This window comes from Rhodanobacteraceae bacterium (genome assembly GCA_016713135.1).
GTDB lineage: Bacteria > Pseudomonadota > Gammaproteobacteria > Xanthomonadales > SZUA-5 > JADKFD01.
In genome coordinates, this window is the sequence record JADJPR010000023.1 from 239,835 (window position 1) to 257,052 (window position 17,218).

General features: G+C 66.3%; 13 protein-coding genes and 3 tRNA genes. 5 read left to right on the forward strand and 11 right to left on the reverse strand.

Translation table 11 applies throughout. The features are described 5' to 3' along the window. Positions 1-5 precede the first annotated feature (5 nt). From folP to rlmE, 3 genes are all read right to left on the reverse strand, one after another. Positions 6-911 carry a dihydropteroate synthase gene (gene folP, locus IPK27_20930; protein MBK8069989.1) on the reverse strand — a complete coding sequence of 302 codons (906 nt, stop codon included), beginning with the start codon at positions 909-911 and terminating at the stop codon, positions 6-8. 13 nt (positions 912-924) lie between these two features. Continuing rightward, positions 925-2,823 (reverse strand): ATP-dependent zinc metalloprotease FtsH, encoded by a 1,899-nt coding sequence (gene ftsH, locus IPK27_20935; protein MBK8069990.1) that lies wholly within the window; start codon positions 2,821-2,823, stop codon positions 925-927. Between the two features lie 99 nt (positions 2,824-2,922). Next, positions 2,923-3,552 (reverse strand): 23S rRNA (uridine(2552)-2'-O)-methyltransferase RlmE, encoded by a 630-nt coding sequence (gene rlmE, locus IPK27_20940; protein ID MBK8069991.1) that lies wholly within the window; start codon positions 3,550-3,552, stop codon positions 2,923-2,925. Between the two features lie 73 nt (positions 3,553-3,625). On the opposite strand from rlmE, the gene yhbY reads away from it, so the two are divergent. Together yhbY and IPK27_20950 are read left to right on the forward strand one after the other, a co-directional pair. Then, complete coding sequence (gene yhbY / locus IPK27_20945; GenBank protein MBK8069992.1) at positions 3,626-3,919, forward strand: ribosome assembly RNA-binding protein YhbY; 294 nt, start codon at positions 3,626-3,628, stop codon at positions 3,917-3,919. A 19-nt stretch (positions 3,920-3,938) separates the two neighbouring features. Continuing rightward, positions 3,939-4,304 (forward strand): hypothetical protein, encoded by a 366-nt coding sequence (locus IPK27_20950; GenBank protein ID MBK8069993.1) that lies wholly within the window; start codon positions 3,939-3,941, stop codon positions 4,302-4,304. A gap of 577 nt (positions 4,305-4,881) precedes the next feature. Here IPK27_20950 and IPK27_20955 read toward each other — a convergent pair. The 4 genes from IPK27_20955 to IPK27_20970 all read right to left on the reverse strand — a co-directional run bounded on the left by IPK27_20955 (position 4,882) and on the right by IPK27_20970 (position 11,954). Beyond that, complete coding sequence (locus IPK27_20955; GenBank protein ID MBK8069994.1) at positions 4,882-8,439, reverse strand: hypothetical protein; 3,558 nt, start codon at positions 8,437-8,439, stop codon at positions 4,882-4,884. Between the two features lie 114 nt (positions 8,440-8,553). Beyond that, positions 8,554-9,414, reverse strand: coding sequence for a hypothetical protein (locus IPK27_20960; GenBank protein ID MBK8069995.1), 861 nt, complete (start codon positions 9,412-9,414; stop codon positions 8,554-8,556). 17 nt (positions 9,415-9,431) lie between these two features. Beyond that, positions 9,432-11,174, reverse strand: coding sequence for a phosphoenolpyruvate carboxykinase (GTP) (locus IPK27_20965; GenBank protein ID MBK8069996.1), 1,743 nt, complete (start codon positions 11,172-11,174; stop codon positions 9,432-9,434). Positions 11,175-11,348: 174 nt separating this feature from the next. Then, entirely contained in the window at positions 11,349-11,954 is a 606-nt protein-coding gene (locus IPK27_20970) for a TetR/AcrR family transcriptional regulator (GenBank protein ID MBK8069997.1), read from the reverse strand. A gap of 79 nt (positions 11,955-12,033) precedes the next feature. Here IPK27_20970 and IPK27_20975 point away from each other — a divergent pair, with 79 nt between their 5' ends. The 3 genes from IPK27_20975 to IPK27_20985 are packed head-to-tail and all read left to right on the forward strand — an operon-like array spanning position 12,034 to position 15,933. Next, positions 12,034-12,912 carry an alpha/beta fold hydrolase gene (locus tag IPK27_20975; GenBank protein ID MBK8069998.1) on the forward strand — a complete coding sequence of 293 codons (879 nt, stop codon included), beginning with the start codon at positions 12,034-12,036 and terminating at the stop codon, positions 12,910-12,912. A gap of 29 nt (positions 12,913-12,941) precedes the next feature. Beyond that, positions 12,942-15,416 carry an acyl-CoA dehydrogenase gene (locus tag IPK27_20980; GenBank protein MBK8069999.1) on the forward strand — a complete coding sequence of 825 codons (2,475 nt, stop codon included), beginning with the start codon at positions 12,942-12,944 and terminating at the stop codon, positions 15,414-15,416. 10 nt (positions 15,417-15,426) lie between these two features. Beyond that, complete coding sequence (locus IPK27_20985; protein MBK8070000.1) at positions 15,427-15,933, forward strand: DUF4442 domain-containing protein; 507 nt, start codon at positions 15,427-15,429, stop codon at positions 15,931-15,933. 237 nt (positions 15,934-16,170) lie between these two features. Here IPK27_20985 and IPK27_20990 read toward each other — a convergent pair. From IPK27_20990 to pgsA, 4 genes are all read right to left on the reverse strand, one after another. Then, positions 16,171-16,256: transfer RNA gene (locus IPK27_20990), tRNA-Leu, on the reverse strand. A 52-nt stretch (positions 16,257-16,308) separates the two neighbouring features. Beyond that, a tRNA-Cys gene (locus tag IPK27_20995) sits at positions 16,309-16,382 on the reverse strand. Between the two features lie 69 nt (positions 16,383-16,451). Continuing rightward, a tRNA-Gly gene (locus tag IPK27_21000) sits at positions 16,452-16,527 on the reverse strand. Between the two features lie 84 nt (positions 16,528-16,611). Beyond that, positions 16,612-17,187 (reverse strand): CDP-diacylglycerol--glycerol-3-phosphate 3-phosphatidyltransferase, encoded by a 576-nt coding sequence (gene pgsA, locus IPK27_21005; GenBank protein MBK8070001.1) that lies wholly within the window; start codon positions 17,185-17,187, stop codon positions 16,612-16,614. Between the last annotated feature and the right edge of the window lie 31 nt (positions 17,188-17,218).

Consider the following 17,218-nt stretch of genomic DNA (forward strand, 5'->3'; position numbering starts at 1 on the left):
ACGGGCTAGTCGTCGTCGAACAGCCCTGCCAGCGGCGACTTCGGCTTGGGCGGCGCCAGCGGCGCAATCGCGCGCACTGCCTCCCACACCGCCAGCGCATCGCGGGTAGCGGCGACATCATGCACGCGCAGGACGACGGCGCCGCGTTGTGCCGCGATCAGCGCCGCGGCCACCGAGCCGTGCACGCGCTGCGCGGGATCGCTACGGCCGGTCAGATCGCCGATGCTGCGCTTGCGCGACAGGCCGGCCATCAGAGGGCAGTCGAGCGCGCGAAAACTCTCCAGCCGCGCCAGCAGTTCCAGGTTATGCGCCAGAGTCTTGCCGAAGCCGAAGCCCGGATCGATGACGATCCGCTTCTTGTCGATACCGGCAAACTGGCAGGCCAGGATGCGATCCGCGAGGAAACGCTGCACCTCGGCGCAGACGTCCTCGTAGTGCGGCGCCTGCTGCATCGAGCCTGGCTCGCCCTGCATGTGCATCAGGCAGATTGCCGCACCAGTGTCCGCCGCGGCGTCGAGCGCGCCCTCGCCGCGCAGCGCGGACACGTCGTTGATCCAGCCGGCGCCGGCCGCGACGGCCGCACGCATGACCTCAGGCTTGCGCGTGTCGATCGAAATCGGCACGGAGCAGCGCGCGGCAACTTCTTCGATGACCGGGATCACCCGGCGCAGTTCTTCGTCCAGCGACACCTCGACCGCACCCGGGCGGGTCGATTCGCCGCCGATGTCGAGCGCATCCGCGCCCTCATCGACCAGCCTCAGCGCGTGCGCGACAGCGGCCGCGGTGTCCGCATGCTGGCCGCCATCCGAGAAGGAGTCGGGGGTGACGTTGACCACCCCGAGGATCCGCGGCCGGTCCAGGATCAGGAGCCGGCCGCGGCAATCGAGCGTGGGTTTGGGCGCTTCGAACATCCGCCCGGCCCGCTCAGGTCTGCGGCGCGGGCGTCGCCGTCGGTGTCACCGGCGCGGTGGGCTTGGTCGGCGTGTTCGGGCTGCCGCCATCGCCTTCGGTCCAGTCCGACGGCGGCGGCACGTCGCGGCCCGCCATGATCGCGTCGATCTGGGTCGCGTCGATGGTCTCGTACTTCATCAGCGCCTGCGCCATGGAGTGCATCTTGTCCATGTTGTCGAGCAGGATCTGCTTGGAGGTGTTGTAGCAGCGGTCGATCAGCGCGCGCACCTCGCTGTCGATCATCTCGGCGGTTTCCGGCGAGACGGTCTTGTGCTGGGTGATCGAGCGTCCGAGGAACAGCTCTTCCTCCTCGTCGCCGTACATCAGCGGGCCGAGCTGGTCGGACATGCCCCACTTGGTGACCATGTTCCGCGCCAGTTGGGTGGCGCGCATGATGTCATTGGAGGCGCCGGTGGTGACCTTGCCGTGGCCGAAGATCAGTTCCTCGGCCAGGCGTCCGCCGTACAGCGAGCAGATCTGGCTCTCCAGCCAGGTGCGGCTGTGGCTGTAGCGGTCGCCCTCGGGCAGGAACATGGTCACGCCGAGTGCACGCCCGCGCGGGATGATCGAGACCTTGTAGACCGGATCGTGCTCCGGCACCACGCGGCCGATGATCGCGTGGCCGGCCTCGTGGTACGCGGTCAGGCGCTTCTCGTCCTCGCTCATCACCATCGAGCGGCGTTCCGCACCCATCAGGATCTTGTCCTTGGCGCGCTCGAAGTGCGTCATGGCCACGTCACGCGAGTTGTCGCGCGCGGCGAACAGCGCCGCCTCGTTGACCAGGTTGGCGAGGTCCGCGCCGGAGAAGCCCGGCGTACCGCGCGCGATCACGCTCGGGCGCACGTCGTCGGCCAGCGGCACCTTGCGCATGTGCACCTTGAGGATCTGCTCGCGGCCGCGCACATCCGGCAGGCCGACCACCACCTGGCGGTCGAAGCGGCCCGGGCGCAGCAGCGCCGGGTCGAGCACGTCCGGGCGGTTGGTCGCGGCGATCACGATGATCCCCTCGGAACCCTCGAAACCATCCATCTCGACCAGCAACTGGTTGAGCGTCTGCTCGCGCTCGTCGTGACCGCCGCCCAGGCCGGCGCCGCGGTGACGGCCGACCGCATCGATTTCGTCGATGAAGATGATGCACGGCGCGTGCTTCTTGGCCTGCTCGAACATGTCGCGCACGCGACTGGCGCCGACGCCGACAAACATCTCGACGAAGTCCGAGCCGGAAATGATGAAAAACGGCACCTTGGCCTCGCCGGCGATGGCCTTGGCGAGCAGGGTCTTGCCGGTGCCCGGCGGGCCGACCATCAGCACGCCGCGCGGAATCTTGCCGCCGAGTTTCTGGAACTTGCCGGGGTCGCGCAGGAACTCGACCAGCTCGTGCACTTCTTCCTTGGCCTCGTCCACGCCCGCGACGTCAGCGAAGGTGACCTTGACCTGGTCCTCTCCCTGCAGCCGCGCGCGGCTCTTGCCGAAGCTCATCGCACCACGGCCACCGCCGCCACCCTGCATCTGGCGCATGACGAAGATCCAGAAACCGATCAGCAGCAGCACCGGCAGCAGGTTCAGGAGCAGGCCGAGCAGCGAAAAGCCGGTGTCCGGCGCCGACTGCACCACCTTGACGTTATTGGCGATCAGGGTCTCGACCAGCCGCGGGTCTTCCGGCGCATACAGCTCGAAGGGCTGGCCGTCCTGCATCTTGCCGGTGATCTTGCGGTCCTCCGCGATCTTGACCTCGAGCACTTGCTCGCGCTCGACCTTCGCAAGGAAGTCGGAGTAGGACAAGCCGGCACTGATGCCGGGGCTTGGCCCGAAACTGCGGAACACGCCGAGCAGGACCAGTGCGATCACCGTCCACAGCAGCAGGTTCTTCATCAAGTCGTTCAAGACACGCTCCTATCGCCTCTATCGCGCCTGTGTCGCAGCCGCGCGCACAGAGTAAACCCGTTTGGACTGTACTAGACCTTAAGCAAGTCACGCACCCGAATCCTTGAACCCGGTCGCCAGCGCGTAGATCTCGCGGCTGCGACCGCGTGAGGCCTTGGGCTTGCGCAGGTGCACCTTGTCGAATGCTGCCCGCATCAACTTGACGTAAGCGTCAAAGCCTTCACCCTGGAACAACTTCACCAGATATCCGCCACCGCGCCGCAGGTGCGCCTTGGCGAAATCGAGCGCCAGTTCCGCCAGCAGCATCGAGCGCGCCTGATCCACCGAGGCCACACCGCTCATGTTGGGGGCCATGTCGGACAACACAAGATCGACTTTCGCATCCCCCAGGGTTTGCTCCAGTTGCGCCAGCACCTCGTCCTGGGTGAAATCGCCGTGGATGAATTCGACCCCAGGCAGCGGATCCATCTCCAGGATGTCGAGCGCGATTACCCGGCCCTTGCCCTTCAGCCATTCCTGCGCCACCTGGCTCCAGCCACCCGGGGCGGCACCGAGGTCGACCACCACCATGCCTGGGCGCAGGACCAGGTCCCGCTCCAGCAGTTCCTCCAGCTTGTAGGCGGCGCGCGAGCGCATGCCCTCGACGTGCGCGCGGCGCACGTAGGGATCGTTGAAGTGCTCGTTGAGCCAGCGACCGCTGCTCTTGCTGCGCGCCATCCGTGGTTTCAGTCCAGGGCTTCGGTGCAGGTCATGATAGCCTTCGCGCCCTCGATTGCCCGGAGCACAAGTCATGGCTCTCAAAAATGCGCAGAAGCGCTTCCTGCGCGGACTGACCCACGGCCTGAATCCGGTGGTGATGGTGGCCGATCGCGGCCTGGCGCCGAGCGTGATGAAGGAAGTGGAGATCGCGCTCGATCATCACGAACTGATCAAGGTCCGCGTCAGTGTGGGCGATCGCGAGGAGCGCGACGCGCTGGTCGCCGAGTTGCTCAAGTCCACCGGCGCCGAACTGGTGCACAAGATCGGCCATGTGGTGAGCATCTTCCGGCGCAACCGCGCCGAGCCGAAGATCGAGCTGCCCTGAGCACCAGCGGTTCCGATCCATGCAGCTGACCCGGGAACTCGACGAGCACCCGCTGACCATCACCGGCGTCGATGGCGTGCGCGTGCGGGTCGGCCAGACCTGGCTCGACACCAGCTTCTACGTCGGCCAGCAGCAGTTGCAGCCGTGGGCGCCGCGCCGCTTCGATGAGATCGACGCGCCCAGCCTGCAGCGTCTGCTCGACCACGGCCCCGAGCTGATCCTCATCGGCACCGGGCCGCGGGTGCAACTCTTGCCGCCGGTCCTGCAGGCGCAGGTCCTGGCACGCCGTTGCGGCCTGGAGTGCATGCGCAATGACGCCGCTGCACGGACCTACAACCTTCTGCTTGGCGAAGGCCGCGCCGTGCTGGCGGCGTTCCTGATCTGAGCGTGGACGCCTCCGCCAGCTCCTATTCCCGGATTTCCGGCATCCCAGCCGCAGGGTGAAGGAAAGGGTAGCGACAATCGCCGGCTACCCCAGCGACGCCCGGCCCAGGGGAGTCGATCCTGACTCGATGAGGACCCATTCGGGATTGGGCGGACCGGGGGGGTGGGACGTCCGCGTAGCCGGCTCCACTTCCTTGCGCGATCAGGGCGCACCCAAGGGTCGTCGTTTCCGGGTTGCCAGGCCGACCCTGATGGGTCGGAGGGTTCGGATCGTCCGGGACAACGATCATGGGATCCGACGGTTCCGCCGATCCCCCTTGTGGGTTGGCGGCACTCAGCGCTGGCAAGGCCAGCATCGCAAGCAGCACGGCCGTAGGGCATACCTGGGTCACGCGAAATCGCATCCGTCCATTCCTTTCGTCTACCGCCATGTTGGCGGCAACCGCGAGGCTACCCCCGCGCGGCGGAAGGGGTTACATACCAGGGGCCCGGCCACGTAGGTCCACTGGAATCCGCCCTCACCGACGAACACCCCCCGGATGTGCCGGGGGGTGTGGCTGGTTAAAACGTGCGCCGGGTCAGTTACAACGCTTGATTTCGACGTTGTCGATGTTCCAGCCTTCCGGCCGGTTGACCGAGCCATCCGAACTGACGCGGAAGCGGAAACGCACGGTCTGGCCGGCCCAGGGTTCCAGGTCGATCACCGACTTCAGGTAGGGCTGTGGGTCTCCACACCAAGCCGGAGCCGTGCCGCCGCTGCTGGCCGGATTGGCGGAAGCCAGCGGCCCGTTGTACGGATCCGTCAAGAGGCCGGTCGTGATCTGGGTCCAGGAGGTGCCGCCATCCGTCGAGACCTCGATGAAACCGCCGTCGAAACAGCCACCCGTGCGGTCCTCCATCACCTGGTAGTTGTAGAAGGACAAGGTCAATCCGTTACCCAGGCTGGGCAGGACCACCGAAGGACTGGTGTAGCGCTGATCGGACGCCGTCAAGGCAGGGACGCCCTGGAGTGCCTTGGTGCCGGCGAACGGGAAGCCCGACGTGATCGCCCAGGTGTTCGTCCCGGTTCCGCCCGCCTGTGGGCCCCAACCGGTCGCCGCGCCCTCGAAGTCCTCGCTGAGGACGATGGTCGGCGCCGGACCAGCCGGGCAGTCGCCCGGCGCAGCCTGAGTGGTGAACGAGAACACTGCACTCTGGGTGTTGCCGCAGATGTTGTTCGCGCGCACGCGCCAGTAGATCTGCGTGCTGGTCTGCAGCGCCACCGGTGACACCAGGCTGGTCCCCGTGACCGTCTGGCTGAACAGCGTGGTCGCGAAGTCGCTGGCCGTGGACGCTTCCACCAGATAGCTGGTCGCCTGCGCAGCCGCCGCCCACTGGAAGGTAGGCGTCGCCACAACGTTGACCGCGCCGTCGGCCGGCGCCGTCAGCGACGGCTGGGCTGCGTTGGCGGTAGACAGGTTGAGCGTCAGGGTCACGTCGCGCGTGGTCAGGCCAGCCACGCCGCGCACCACGATCGATGCTGCACCGGGAGTCGCCGTGTTGTCGGCGGACAACTGGACCACCGAGCTGCCCGGAACACTCGGCACGGTCGACGGCGTCAGGTTGCCCGACACACCGGCCGGGAACGGATCGGGGAAGTTCAGCGGCACGCTGCCGACGAAACCATTGACCGGCGCCAGGTCCAGGGTGATCGGCGGGGCGTTCGACGGCGAGGCGGCATTCGCGCACAGCGCCACGCTCGGGGTCGTGGTCTTCATCGTGAACGTCGGACCGTTGTACGAGAACACGCTGCTGACGGTATCGCCGCAGATGTTCTCCGCCGTCACGCGCCAGAAGATCTGCTGGTTGGTCGGCAAAGCGACCGGCGACAGCAGGCTGGTGCCGGTGACGCTTTGGCTGAACAGCGTGGTGGCAAAGTTGGCTGCCGTCGATGCCTCGACCAGGTAGCTCGCGGCCTGTGCGGCGGCGCTCCAGGTGAAGGTCGGTGTCGCACCGATGCCGCTGGCGTTGTTGGCTGGCGTCAACAACGTCGGCGCTGCCGGGTTGTCGGTCGCCACGGTCAAAGACAGCTGCACGTTGCGGATGATGGCACCCGAAGTGCCACGCGCCAGGATCGTGCTGGTTCCCGGCGTCGCCGCGTTGGTTGCACTCAACTGCGCCAGCGAGGAGCCGGGCAGTGTCGGGATCGTGGCCGGATCGAAGCTGCCGCTGAGACCGGTGGCGAATGCACTCGGGTAGGTCAGATTGACCGCACCGACAAAGCCGTTGACCGAGGTGGCATTGAGCGTGATCGGCGCGGCGCTGGTCGGGTCCGGGGAGTTCGCGCACACCGCTGTGGACGGCGCCGGTGCACTCAACACAGAGCTCGGGCCGCCGCACTCATCGAACTTGAAGGAAGCCACCCGATTGGTGCGCGCGCCGCCGCTGGAATAGTTGCCGATGAACCAGAACGTGCAGCCATCGACCGGGTCGATGCCCATGTCGTTGTAGTCGCCCCAGCGCTCACCCGAGACTGAACTGCTGCCGGCGACGATGGCATTCTCGCCACCGGTCATGATGCCGAGCGGATCGCCCGCGAGCCGGCCGGTGTAGCGCAATCCGGCCGAGATAGCCGGCGCTTGGCGCACGTGGTTGTAGGCCAGCGCAATGTTGCCGTCCTGATCGACCGAACTCGCCGCCATCCAGCGGTCGCCCTGCTCCGCCGGCGTCCCCGGGGTGTCCTCGGGCGCATAGGTGCCCTGCTGGTGCAAAACCCATTGGGCGCTGCCGCGCGAGGCGGAGCCGGCAGTACCTTCAAAGCCATTGGCGAACAAGTCATCGGGCGGACCGATCGGACGGCGTAGTTCGAACCAGCGCACAGCGCCGGTATCGTCCGGATACGGCGACGGTACGCACGGAACATTGACACAGAGGTCGGTGACAAAATTGCCGACCAGCACCTCGTAGTTCGCCAGCCGGCGATAGGTCAGGCGGTGCATCACGGTTTCGCGCAAGGGATCGAGCTTCTGCCCGCTGGGCTGCGCGAATGCGTTGAATGCCGTGAGTCCGTTGAGATTGGAGCTGAACTCGGCCACGGTGAAGTTGGTCGGGCCGGTGATGGTCGAATTGGCCGGCGTCGTCCAGTCGACCGCAAACTCGTACAACTCGATGAAATCCGCCGCCGGATTGTTGGAGCCGGCGTTGTGCGCCTCATCGTCGCGGTGGCGCATGAACAGCCCGGGTGCGCCCGGAGGCGGCTCATCGGTACCCGCCAGATCCGCCGGCTGGGTCATCTGGAAGCTGAAGCCTGCCAGGTTGGGAATGGTCAGCCGCTGAAAAGTTGCTGCCTGACCAGCCAGCATCTTCTGCCGGTCGAAGGCATAAAACGGACGGCGACCCGTGGTGCCGCCCTCGTTGGCGCCGACGTAATAGGCATCTGTCCAAACGCCGTATTTCGGATAGTCGGGAAAGGAGGGCATCTGGAAACCGTAGCGCGTCCAGGTGACCGGCGCCGGGCCATCCAGGTCGTCGGTGGAACTGATGTAAACGCACAGGCTGTTGCCGGCCTGGGTCGAGAATTCGGTCAGCACCCAACGGTTCGCCAGTTCGTCGAACAACACGATCGGGTCGCCCAGGCCCGACGCGCACGCACCGCCGCTGCCGAGTGATTCCATCAATGTCGGCGCCACGGTCTGCTGGCCGGTCACCTTGTCGTAGACCGCAAACTGACCGCCACCGGGGCCGTTGATCGCGGCAACGAACTGCAGGGTGCCGATGTCGCCGGTGGGGTCGTTTGGCTGAGCAGTCCCGCTGAGCACGTTCTGGTTGATGATCGGGGTACCGAAGGCGCGCGGCTGGCGAGGCTGGAACGCCTGTTGCAGGGCGACCAGCGGATCGGGCCCGAAGACCGGATTGACCGGGGTCGGGACCGGCGCATTCGGATTGCCGAACAGCAGGCGGGGAATCGACTTGATCGGGTCGCCCGGCTTCCACTCAGGCGCGGGCGGCAAACGCTGCATGTCGACGGTCAGCGACGTTGGCGCAACCGGCGGGCTGACGTAGTCGGCACCGCGGACGACTTCCGGCTCAGCCAGGGCAACGGGAGACGCCAGCAACAAAGCCAGCGCGGACAGGCAACGAGAATGAGCTACGAACACTGCGACTCCTCACGGCGGCGGAGCGACATTCCGACTCCAGCCTGAACGATGGAACCGCGGAGGATAGTCGACAACGGCCGCCAAAACATGTGCAGCGCACAAAACATGAAGAACTCAGTCTCCTGAGTCGACTGCCTGCTGCAGCACGCTCTCCGGGATGCCCGCACGCAGGAAGATCTCGCCCAAGTCGCTGCGGCTCCTGAATGCACGCCCGCCGTCGCCGAACTTCGCTTGCAAGCGACGCTTCCCGCCACTCTCGAACACGCTGCCAGTGAAGCCTGGCTCCAGTTCTATGCGCCCGCGGGTCATTGCGTCCACGCTGATGCCCGCGTACACCGGCACCGCGACAGCGATGCGTCCGGAGCGCGTGTGCAGTTCAATCGGAGTGCGCCAGTGCCCGCTGGTCTGGCTTGCAGCGATCGCGCCAGTAGCGCTGCGCAGGTCGAGGTCGGCCGCGCCGCTGACCTCGATCGAGCCCGATTCGGTGCGCGCCCTCACCGAAGCCCTGGCCTTGCGCACTTGCAGGAAGCCGTCGGTGGTGCGCAGGTCCAGGGCGACTGCGGCGGGTACGAATACGGCCAGATCCACGCGTCCGCGCGAATGGCCATGGGTGCGCAGCCAACTCTCTTCGCCGGGGTAGCGGATGGTCAGCTCCAGGCGTTCGCCGTGCTGCTGCCAGTCGAACACCGGCTCGAGCGGCTGCTCGCCGATGCGCTGCACCGTGGCGTAGTACCCGACCTTCGGCTGATCCGTGATGCGCACGCGCAGATCGCCGTGCGGGTTCTCGATTCGCATCCCGGTCGTGCCCGGGGGCAATTCGCGGCGTTCTTCACGCGGCACGATCTCGACGCGGGGAACTTCTCCGGCGGCCAGAGTTTCCTGCAGTTTCGGGCTCGCGCATCCGACGAACGCGACGCAGTACAGTCCGGCGATGCCGGCCCGCAGCAGCTTGCGCGTGGACGCTGCGAAATTCACGGCGCGGGCCTGGGCGCTCAGGACAGGGCGCTGCTCAGTTTCGCGTGTTCCTGCCACAGCGGCGCCGGCACCCGGTCGCCGAAGCTCTGCAGGTAGCCGCCAATCTCCGCCGCTTCCCGACGCCAGCCTTCCGCGTCCACCGCGAGCAGCTTGTCGAGGGCGCCGTTGAGGTGTTCCAGGCCACGCAGGTCCAGGTCTTCGCGGCGCGGCAGGTAGCCGATCGGCGTCTCAATGGCATCGGCCGCGCCGGTGCAACGCCCGATGATCCACTGCAGCACGCGCAGATTGTCGCCGAAGCCCGGCCACAGGAACTTGCCGTTCTCGTCCTTGCGGAACCAGTTGACATGGAAGATTTTCGGCAGGTGCGTCAGGCGTTCGTTGAACGACAACCAGTGTCCGAAGTAGTCGGCGAAGTTGTAGCCGCAGAAGGGCTTCATCGCCATCGAATCGCGGCGCACCACGCCGACCGCACCGGTCGCCGCAGCCGTGGTTTCCGACGCCATCGACGCGCCAACCAGCACGCCATGATTCCAGTCACGTGCCTCGAACACCAGCGGCACCAGCGATTCGCGCCGGCCACCGAAGATGATCGCTGAGATCGGCACGCCGGCCGGGTTGTCGGCTTCCGGCGTGAAGCTGGGGCACTGGCGCATCGACACCGTGAAGCGGGAATTCGGATGCGCCGCCGGACCATTGGCCGGGTCGTAGTCGCGTCCCTGCCAATCTTTCTCCGGACGCTCGTCAGAAAGGCCTTCCCACCACGGGCGATTGTCCGCCGTCACCGCAACATTGGTGAAGATCGCATCGTGACCAAGCGTATTCACGGCATTGCGGTTGGTCTTGTGGCTGGTACCCGGCGCCACGCCGAAGAAGCCGGATTCCGGATTGATCGCATACAGCCGGCCATCCGGGCCCGGGTGCAACCAGCAGATGTCGTCGCCCACCGTCCATACCTTCCAGCCCGGATGGGTTTCCGGCGGAATCAGCATGGCCAGGTTGGTCTTGCCGCAAGCCGATGGGAACGCCGCCGCGACGTAATGCGTCTGTCCCTGCGGATTCTGGATGCCGACGATCAGCATATGCTCGGCCAGCCAGCCTTCTTCGCGCGCCTGCCAACTGGCGATGCGCAGCGCATGGCACTTCTTGCCGAGCAGCGCATTGCCACCGTAGCCGGAGCCGAAGCTCTCGATGGTGAGATCCTCGGGAAAGTGCATGATGAAGCGGCGCGCGGGATCGAGCTCCCCGATCGAATGCAGGCCGCGGACGAAGCGTCCCTCGCGCTCGATGCGCGCCAGCGCCTGGCTGCCCATCCGCGTCATGATGCGCATGTTGGCCACCACGTAGGGGCTGTCGGTGATCTCGACGCCGCAGCGCGAATATGGCGAATCGATCGGCCCCATGCAGTAAGGCACCACGTACATCGTGCGCCCGCGCATGCAGCCTTCGAACAGCGCGTCCATCTTGGCGTGGGCGTCGGCGGGCGCCATCCAGTTGTTGTTCGGGCCGGCATCCTCGGCATGACGGGTGCAAACGAAGGTCAGGTGCTCGACGCGCGCCACATCCGACGGGTGCGAGCGATGCAGGAAGCAATCGGGGTGCGTCTGCGGGTTCAGCGGCAGCAAATCGCCGCGTTCGACCATCAGCGCCTCCAGCTCGCGACGCTCGCTCTCGCTGCCGTCACACCAGCGAATCGCATCAGGCTGGGTCAGCTGCGCGACTTCCTGCACCCAAAGATTCAGCACATCCAGGCGGGAGCCCATGGCAAATCCTGTGTTTTCAATGACTTATGGCCGAGCTAACGGCACTGAGGCCGCGAACATAGCGGTACACCGTGAAATATTCAATGAACAGGGTGTGCACGCCTGCATACGTTTGCATGCGACATTCGGCGAATGGCGAGGGAGCCCGCCCACGATGTCCCCTCGGGCAGCCCGCTATTCGGCTGGAATCAGCGTGTCGATCATGTGGCCGACATAGGCATCGAAGGCCTCGGTGCTCAACCGCGAGGAGCGGAACTGCAGGGTCAGCTGCAACAGGCCCACATAGGCCGAGTAAGCCAGGCGCGCGCGATGGGTGGCGGACTCGACATCCATGCCAGCCTGCTGGAACACCCGCGCCAGGTAGGCCATGCGCTCCTGCGACACCCGGTCCATCACTGGCGCCACCACCGGGTGGTCGGCGGCCTTCAGCAGCGCTGCGTAGATCTTGTGCGAGCGCATCTCGCGGCTGGTCAGGCGGAACAACTCGCGCAGACGCTTGCCGGGGTTCTCGATGGACTCGACGCGCGCCACCAGGTTGTGCGTGTCGGTCTCCTCCCAGCGCTTGAGCGCCGCCTCGATCAAGGCATCGCGCTGGCTGAAATGCCAGTAGAAGCTGCCTTTGGTAACGCCCAGCCGGCGCGCAAGGGATTCGACCGCCACCGCGGCGACACCCTCCTCGGCCATCAGCTCGAGCGCGGCGAGTTCCCAGTCCTGGGCGGTCAGTCGTTGTTTCTCGGCGCGTTCGGGTGCGACCCGCGCGCTGGCAAGTGCGTTCGTCATGGGTGAGTAGAAGAGACGTGAAAAGCATCCATACGCAAGCGTATTGACAGCTCCGCCCCGCGTCAACATACTCGACCGTATGGAAAGCGCCACCCCGCCTGCCGCCCGCCCGCCCCTGCCGTCCAGACTGCAGCGGCACCGCGGTCGCGGCGATTTGTCGCTGGCGCTCGAGCACTATGGCGAGCACGCCGCGCCCACCCTGCTGTTCGCCCATGGTTTTGGCCAGAACCGCCATGCCTGGCGCGGCACCGCCACCCAACTGGGGCAGGAAGGCTGGCACGGCATCGCGATCGACGGCCGCGGCCACGGCGACTCGGAGTGGGCGCCCGCGGGCGACTACCGGATGGAGCACTTCGCCGAAGACCTCGCCGCGATTGCCCGCTCGGTGCCCGACCTGCCGATCCTGGTCGGCGCCTCGATGGGCGGCCTGCTGGGACTGCTTGTCGAGGGCGAAGCACCGGCGAACGTGTTCCGCGCGATGGTGCTGGTCGACGTGACCCCACGCTGGGAGACCGAGGGCGTCGGCCGCATCCTCGATTTCATGGCGAAGCACCCGGAAGGCTTCGACTCCCTCGAACACGCCGCCGACGAAGTCGCGCGCTATTTGCCGCACCGCGACCGCAAGAACCCGGAACGCCTGCGCAGCCAGTTGCGCCAACACCCGGACGGCCGCTGGCGCTGGCACTGGGATCCGCGCCTGCTCGGGCACGTGGCGCGCGAGGCCGAGAGCTACATCCCCAGGCTGCAGGCCGCGGCGCGCCAGGTGGAAGGTCCGGTGCTGCTGCTGAGCGGCGGTCGCAGCGACGTGGTGTCGGCGCGCACCATCGAGGAATTCATGCAACTGGTGCCGCATGCCGAGCATGTGTGCATCGAGGACGCCACCCACATGGTGGTCGGCGACCGCAATGACGTGTTCACCCGGGAGATATCCCGGTTCCTTGAGCGTTTCAGACCCTGATTCGAAACCCCCGTTTCGAGGAGTTCACGATGTCCGGATTCATTCCCCTGCTCGGCCTCGTCGTCATCGGCTTGGTGTGCGGCTTCAATCGCACCTCGTTGCGCACCTGGACTGCAGCAAGCGCCGCGGCTTTGGTGCTGGCCACGCTCTACAGCGGCGCCTCCTGGATCACGCTCGGGCTGACCTGGCTGGCCTTCGGCGCTGTCGCCGTGGTACTCAACCATCGCCCGCTGCGCGAGCGCCTCCTCAGCCAGCCGATGCTCGACATCTACCAGCGGATCGCGCCGCAGTTGTCGGAGACCGAGCGCGTCGCGCTGGAAGCCGGCACGGTCGGCTGGGAAGGCGAACTGTTTTCCGGGCGGCCGCGCTGGAGCAAGCTCCTGGCGCAGCCCGCGCCGCAACTGAGCGGCGAGGAGAAGGCCTTCCTCGATGGCCCGGTGGCCGAGGTTTGCGCTCTGGTCAACGACTGGGAGATCACCCACGAGCGCAATGACCTGCCGCCGCAGGTCTGGGACTTCCTCAGGCGTCACCGCTTCTTCGGCATGATCATCCCGAAGCAGTACGGCGGCCTCGGCTTCTCGGCGCACGCGCATTCGGCGGTGCTGCAGCGCCTGTCGAGCGTCAGCCCGACAGTGAGTTCCACCGTCGCCGTGCCCAACTCGCTCGGCCCGGCCGAGTTGCTGCTGCACTACGGTACCGAGGAGCAAAAGAACCACTACCTGCCGCGCCTGGCCGACGGCCGCGAGATCCCCTGCTTCGGCCTGACCAATCCTTACGCGGGCTCCGATGCCACCTCGATCCCAGACTACGGCATCGTCTGCAAGCAAGTGGTCGATGGCAAGGAAGTCATTGGCATCCGCCTGACCTTCGAGAAGCGCTACATCACGCTGGCGCCGGTCGCTACCGTGATCGGTCTGGCTTTCCGCCTGCTCGACCCGGAAAAACTGCTCGGCGATCGCGAGGACATCGGCATCTCTCTGGCACTGGTGCCGCGCAATACCCCGGGTCTCGAGGTCGGCCGCCGTCACCTGCCGCTCAACATTCCGTTCCAGAACGGACCGGTCTGCGGCAAGGACATGTTCGTCCCGCTCGACTGCCTGATTGGCGGCCAGACCTACGCTGGCCAGGGCTGGCGCATGCTGGTCGAGTGCCTGTCTGTCGGCCGCGCGATCTCGCTGCCCTCCGGTTCCACTGGCAGCGTGCGCATGGCAGCGCTGGTCACCGGCGCCTACGCGCGCATCCGCAAGCAGTTTGGCATGTCGATCGGCCGCTTCGAAGGCATCGAGGAAGCGCTGGCGCGCATCGGCGGCCTGTCCTATGCGGTCAGCGCCGTCTCGCGGATGACTGCGGCAGCGGTCGACCAGGGCGAAAAGCCGGCGGTGCCGTCGGCGATCGCCAAATACCACGCGACTGAACTCGGCCGTTCGATCATTCAGGACGCGATGGACGTGCACGGCGGCAAGACCATTATCCTCGGGCCGAAGAACTACCTCGGGCGCGCCTGGGAAGGCGCGCCGATCAGCATCACGGTGGAAGGCGCCAACATCCTGACCCGCAACATGATCATCTTCGGCCAGGGTGCGGTGCGCTGCCATCCCTATGTGCTGAAGCTGATGCAGGCGGCCGCTCTGGCGGATCCGCAGCGTCGCATCGAGGAGTTCGACCGGACGCTGTTCCAGCATGTCGGCTTCGCCGTGTCGAACGCCTGTCGCGCCTTCCTTTACGGCATCACCCACAGCCACCTCGGCAGTGCGCCGGGCGACCGCTACGTGCAGCGCTACTATCGCAAGCTGTCGCGCTACAGCGCCGCACTGGCGCTGGTGGCAGACACCTCGATGCTGATTCTCGGCGGCAAGCTGAAGCAGAAGGAACGCCTGTCGGCGCGCCTTGGTGACGTGCTCTCCTACCTCTACATCGCCTCGGCAATGCTCAAGCGCTTCGAGGACCAGGGCCGCCCGGAACTGGACCGTCCATTCCTCGCCTGGGCCATGCACGAGTGCGTCTATCGCATGCAGACCGCGCTCGATGGCGTGCTGCGCAATTTCCCGGTGCGCCCGGTGTCCTGGCTGCTGCGCGCGCTGGTGTTCCCGATCGGCCGTCGCGAAGCGACGCCGGGCGACCGCCTGGGCCGCCGCGTGGCCACCCTGCTGATGTACCCCAACGAGGCGCGCGACCGCCTGGGCGAGTTCTGCTATCTCGCGCCGACCGCCTTCCATCCGGCCGGCCAGGTGAATGCCGCTCTCGCCGGCATCATCGAGGCGGAACCTGTCGAGCGCAAACTCGCCAAGGCGATCAAGGGCGGGACGATCAGCGCGCCGGGTGCCGAAGCGCAACTGGCCGAAGCGGTGCAATACGGTGTAATCACTGAGGACGAGCGCGCACTGCTGGTGCGCACGCGCGCCGACATCGCCGCAATCATCGCGGTCGACGACTTCGACACTGCCGACCTGGTCGCCGGGCGCCGCGCCGAGAACGGCCGGCCGGCACTGCGCAGCGCCGCCTGAGGCCATCGCCATGGGCACCGATGACCGTCCGGGAGCCGCCAGCGCCGCGCTGGCGCTGTTCCGCAAGTTTGGTGGCAGCGGCGTCGGCCGTTGGCTGTGTTCGCGCCTGATCTGCAACCGCGCGCCCTACTTCGGCAGCATCTCGCCGCTGCTGGAAACGCTGGAACCGGGCAGCTGCGTTGCCACCATCCAGCACCGCCGGCGGGTGCAGAACCATATCGGCACCGTGCATGCCATCGCGCTGTGCAACCTCGCGGAATTCGTCGGCGGCCTGGCGACCGACGCCGCGATAACCAGCGCGTTGCGCTGGATCCCGAAGGGCATGACGGTGCGCTACCTCAAGAAAGCCGTCGGCCCCATGCGCGCAGAGGCCATCCTCGACGAGATCGGTGAGATCGGCAGCGGTTCCGAGCGGATCGCACACGTGGTCGTAAAGGACCGCGCCGGCGAGTCCGTGTTCAGTGCCGAGATCAGCATGTGGGTAAGCCCGAAGCGCGACACCCGAGCCAGCCCCTGATACAGCCACAAAAAACCGCGACGGCGTCGCCACCGTCGCGGTTGCGAAGGTCATCCGCTGGGGAGTGCACTTGAAGCGGAGGCGCCAGCCGCGGCCATCATCCGGTGGCCAGCGCACGCACAAGGATGCCACGAAGTCGGGGCAGATTCGCGAAACTTGTATGACTGGTTGATGGCAAACCGCACGGCGAGAAGCCCCTCGCGGCAACTTCCGTCACATTTTGCGTCGCGATCACGATGGTGCCCGGAGCGGGACTCGAACCCGCACGGCTTTTGGCCGGGAGATTTTAAGTCTCCTGCGTCTACCGGTTTCGCCATCCGGGCGGAGCATTCGCACCCAAGGCTACATCAGTGTCGTGTGACACACATCGAGGAATGGAGGCCAGGGTCGGAATCGAACCGGCGTACACGGCTTTGCAGGCCGCTGCATGACCACTCTGCCACCTGGCCATACCTCGAAGGGCTTTTCGGCCCCCAGAAACAGCGAAACCTCGGTGAACCGAGGTTTCGCCCTGAAACTGGAGCGGGAAACGAGACTCGAACTCGCGACCCCGACCTTGGCAAGGTCGTGCTCTACCAACTGAGCTATTCCCGCAAGAGACTGACAATCATAGCGAAACCTCAGGCCACGTCAATAGATTTTTTTAAACTTCCGTAACCGAATCTCCGGGCAAACGCGTCAGTCGTCCGTGCCCGGTTGCCCCGCACCGATGACGCGCCAGGCCGCTTGCAGGTACTGCGCCGCCGACCACAAAGTCAGCACCGCCGCGGCCACCAGCAACCCCAACCCGATCGAGTAGATCGGCATTCCCCACAGGGGATCGCGCCAGATCAGCATCGTCAGCGCGGCCATCTGCACGATGGTCTTGATCTTGCCGACACCGCCGACGCGCACCGACGCACGTTTGCCGAGTTCCGCCATCCATTCGCGCAGGGCCGAGATGCTGATTTCGCGCCCGATGATGACCGCGCACACGACCGCCAGCCAAGGCTGCGGGTCGCGTTCCAGGACCAGGACCAGGGCAACGGCGACCATCAGCTTGTCGGCGACAGGATCCAGGAAGGCACCAAAGCTCGAAGCCTGGTCGTAGCGCCGCGCCACCCAACCATCCAGCCAATCGGTCAATGCCGCGGCGAGGAAGACCATCGCAGCAGCAAGGTGGGTCCAGGTCCAAGGAGCATAGAACAGCAACACGAGCACCGGGATCAGCGCGATCCGGCCGAGCGTGAGGATGGTCGCCAGGTTCAACGGCATCGCAGTGCGCGCAGCTAAGCTCATCGGGCGG

Excerpts from the sequence above, each read along its gene's own strand:
- folP (MBK8069989.1), bottom strand. The coding sequence starts at position 911 with ATGTTCGAAGCGCCCAAACCCACGCTCGATTGCCGCGGCCGGCTCCTG.
- ftsH (MBK8069990.1), bottom strand. The coding sequence starts at position 2,823 with ATGAAGAACCTGCTGCTGTGGACGGTGATCGCACTGGTCCTGCTCGGC.
- rlmE (MBK8069991.1), bottom strand. The coding sequence starts at position 3,552 with ATGGCGCGCAGCAAGAGCAGCGGTCGCTGGCTCAACGAGCACTTCAAC.
- yhbY (MBK8069992.1), top strand. The coding sequence starts at position 3,626 with ATGGCTCTCAAAAATGCGCAGAAGCGCTTCCTGCGCGGACTGACCCAC.
- IPK27_20950 (MBK8069993.1), top strand. The coding sequence starts at position 3,939 with ATGCAGCTGACCCGGGAACTCGACGAGCACCCGCTGACCATCACCGGC.
- IPK27_20965 (MBK8069996.1), bottom strand. The coding sequence starts at position 11,174 with ATGGGCTCCCGCCTGGATGTGCTGAATCTTTGGGTGCAGGAAGTCGCG.
- IPK27_20970 (MBK8069997.1), bottom strand. The coding sequence starts at position 11,954 with ATGACGAACGCACTTGCCAGCGCGCGGGTCGCACCCGAACGCGCCGAG.
- IPK27_20975 (MBK8069998.1), top strand. The coding sequence starts at position 12,034 with ATGGAAAGCGCCACCCCGCCTGCCGCCCGCCCGCCCCTGCCGTCCAGA.
- IPK27_20980 (MBK8069999.1), top strand. The coding sequence starts at position 12,942 with ATGTCCGGATTCATTCCCCTGCTCGGCCTCGTCGTCATCGGCTTGGTG.
- IPK27_20985 (MBK8070000.1), top strand. The coding sequence starts at position 15,427 with ATGGGCACCGATGACCGTCCGGGAGCCGCCAGCGCCGCGCTGGCGCTG.
- pgsA (MBK8070001.1), bottom strand. The coding sequence starts at position 17,187 with ATGCCGTTGAACCTGGCGACCATCCTCACGCTCGGCCGGATCGCGCTG.